Origin of the sequence: Sphingomonas sp. DC1600-2, from assembly GCF_049897605.1 — a bacterium.
Taxonomy (GTDB): Bacteria; Pseudomonadota; Alphaproteobacteria; order Sphingomonadales; family Sphingomonadaceae; genus Sphingomonas.
Map to the genome: position 1 here is coordinate 1 of NZ_JAFCWO010000042.1, position 2,492 is coordinate 2,492.

2 protein-coding genes are annotated in these 2,492 nt (G+C 58.7%); both read left to right on the forward strand.

What is annotated here, in order from left to right; genetic code table 11:
- Nucleotides 1-112 precede the first annotated feature (112 nt).
- Nucleotides 113-1,639 (forward strand): IS21 family transposase, encoded by a 1,527-nt coding sequence (gene istA / locus ACP7BL_RS17815; protein WP_017183235.1) that lies wholly within the window; start codon nucleotides 113-115, stop codon nucleotides 1,637-1,639.
- Nucleotides 1,629-2,408, forward strand: coding sequence for an IS21-like element helper ATPase IstB (gene istB, locus ACP7BL_RS17820; protein ID WP_026002405.1), 780 nt, complete (start codon nucleotides 1,629-1,631; stop codon nucleotides 2,406-2,408). The genes istA and istB overlap by 11 nt, the downstream gene beginning before the upstream one ends.
- Nucleotides 2,409-2,492: the final 84 nt, after the last annotated feature.

Sequence of the window (2,492 nt, forward strand, 5' to 3'; positions counted from 1 at the left end):
TGTAGATTTCCGCTGAGAATTGACCCGGTAGGGGCATAAATTTCCATTGAGAATTGACCCATGTTTGAACCCGCCCCTGGCTGACCAGTCTGGGGTATCGGGAGTGATCGACATGGATTTACTGAGTGTAATTCGCCGGTGGCGCCTTCGTGATAAGATTTCGCTTCGTGAGATCGAGCGGCGCACCGGTTTGTCGCGCAACACGATCCGCAAGTATCTGCGCGCGGATACTGTGGTGCCGCAGTTCAAGGTACCTGACCGGTCGAGCAAGCTAGACCCGTTTGCTGAGAAGCTGACGGGTTGGTTGCAAATCGAGGCTGGCAAATCGCGCAAGCAGAAGCGCACGGCGAAGCAGATGCACGCCGATTTAGTCGCATTAGGCTATGAGGGATCCTACAATCGGGTCGCTGCCTATGTGCGTGATTGGAAGGCTGGCCGTCTCTTGGCACAGCAGGCCAGCGGGCGCGGAACATACGTGCCTTTGGTTTTTCAGCCCGGTGAAGCATTCCAATTCGACTGGAGCGAAGATTGGGCCATTCTTGGCGGTGAGCGCGTCAAGCTACAGGCTGCCCACACCAAGCTATCGCATAGCAAGGCGTTCATCGTGCGGGCCTATCCGCTTCAGACGCATGAGATGCTGTTTGATGCGCTGACGCAGGCATTCCGCGTGCTGGGCGGTGTGCCGCAGCGCGGGATCTTCGATAACATGCGGACTGCGGTCGACAAGATCGGCAAGGGCAAGGCCCGACAGGTCAACGCGCGCTTTACGGCTATGGCTAGCCACTATTTGTTCGAGCCTGCGTTCTGCAATCCGGCCTCGGGGTGGGAGAAAGGGCAGGTCGAGAAAAATGTCCAGGATGCGCGGCGGCGGCTGTGGCAGCAGTTGCCCGCCTTCCCGGATATCCATGCGCTCAATGCCTGGCTCGAAGAGCAATGCATCGCACAATGGGGCGAGATCCAGCACGGTAACTTGCCCGGCACCGTAGCCGATGTACATGCCGCTGAGGTTGGCGCTCTGATGCCACTGGGGCGGACCTTCGACGGCTTTGTCGAGCACACCAAGCGGGTGTCACCGATCTGCCTGATCAGCTTTGAACGCAATCGGTATAGCGTCCCGGCATCCTTTGCCAACCGCCCGGTTAGCGTCAGGATCTATCCCGAGCGGATCGTGGTGGCGGCCGAGGGTCAGATCCTGTGCGAACATGCTCGGATTATCGACCGATCTCACCACACCAGAGGGCGGACAATCTATGACTGGCGGCACTATCTGGCAGTAGTCCAGCGCAAGCCGGGGGCACTGCGTAATGGCGCGCCTTTCTTGCAGCTCCCAGAGGCCTTCAAGCAGTTGCAAAGCCAGCTCCTGCGTCGTCCTGGTGGAGACAAAGAGATGGCGGAGATATTGGCATTGGTGCTGCAGCATGACGAGCAGGCAGTGCTTTGCGCTGTCGAACTGGCTCTGGAAGCAGGCGTCGCCACCAAGACCCACGTCCTCAACATCCTGCATCGCCTGATCGACGGTAAGGCTCCACCGGCAGCGCCAATTGACGCACCACAGGCTTTGCGCCTTGCGCAAGAGCCGTTGGCCAATGTCGGACGTTATGATGCCCTGCGTGAGGGAGGACTGCGTCATGCGTCATGACCCCGCCAGTGCCGCCGTTGTTGTCATGCTCAAGGCGTTGAAGTTGTATGGCATGGCACAAGCAGTGGGGGACCTTATCGAGCAAGGCGCTCCAGCCTTCGGCGCTGCAGTGCCGATGCTCTCGCAGTTGCTCAAAGCAGAGATGGCTGAACGCGAGGTTCGCTCGATCGCCTATCAGATCAAGGCCGCCCGGTTCCCTGCTTACAAGGACCTGGCCGGGTTCGACTTCGCATCCAGCGAGGCCAACGAAGCTCTGGTTCGGCAACTGCATGGCGGCGAGTTTATCGACGGCGCTGACAACGTCGTCCTGATTGGCGGGCCCGGCACCGGCAAGTCGCACATCGCCACTGCTCTGGGGGTTCAAGCCGTCGAGCATCACCGCAAAAAGGTCCGCTTCTTCGCCACGGTCGATCTGGTCAACGCGCTCGAACAGGAAAAAGCGGCCAACAAGGCGGGGCAGATTGCCGAACGTCTGCTCAAGCTCGATCTCATCATTCTCGATGAATTGGGCTATCTGCCGTTCAGCTCATCAGGCGGCGCGTTGCTGTTCCATCTGCTCAGCAAATTGTACGAACGCACCAGCGTCGTGATCACCACCAACCTCAGCTTCAGCGAATGGGCCGAGGTATTCGGCGATGCCAAAATGACCACCGCCCTGCTGGATCGGCTAACCCATCATTGCCACATCATCGAAACTGGCAATGACAGCTTCCGGTTCAGGGCCAGCTCTGCCTCACCAAAACCACGAAAGGAAAAATCACCAGCTTGACCCAAAACCCGCTCTGCGGGACATACCTTCACCCGGGTCAATTCTCGATGGAAATACCGGGTCACTTCTCAGCGGAAATCTACA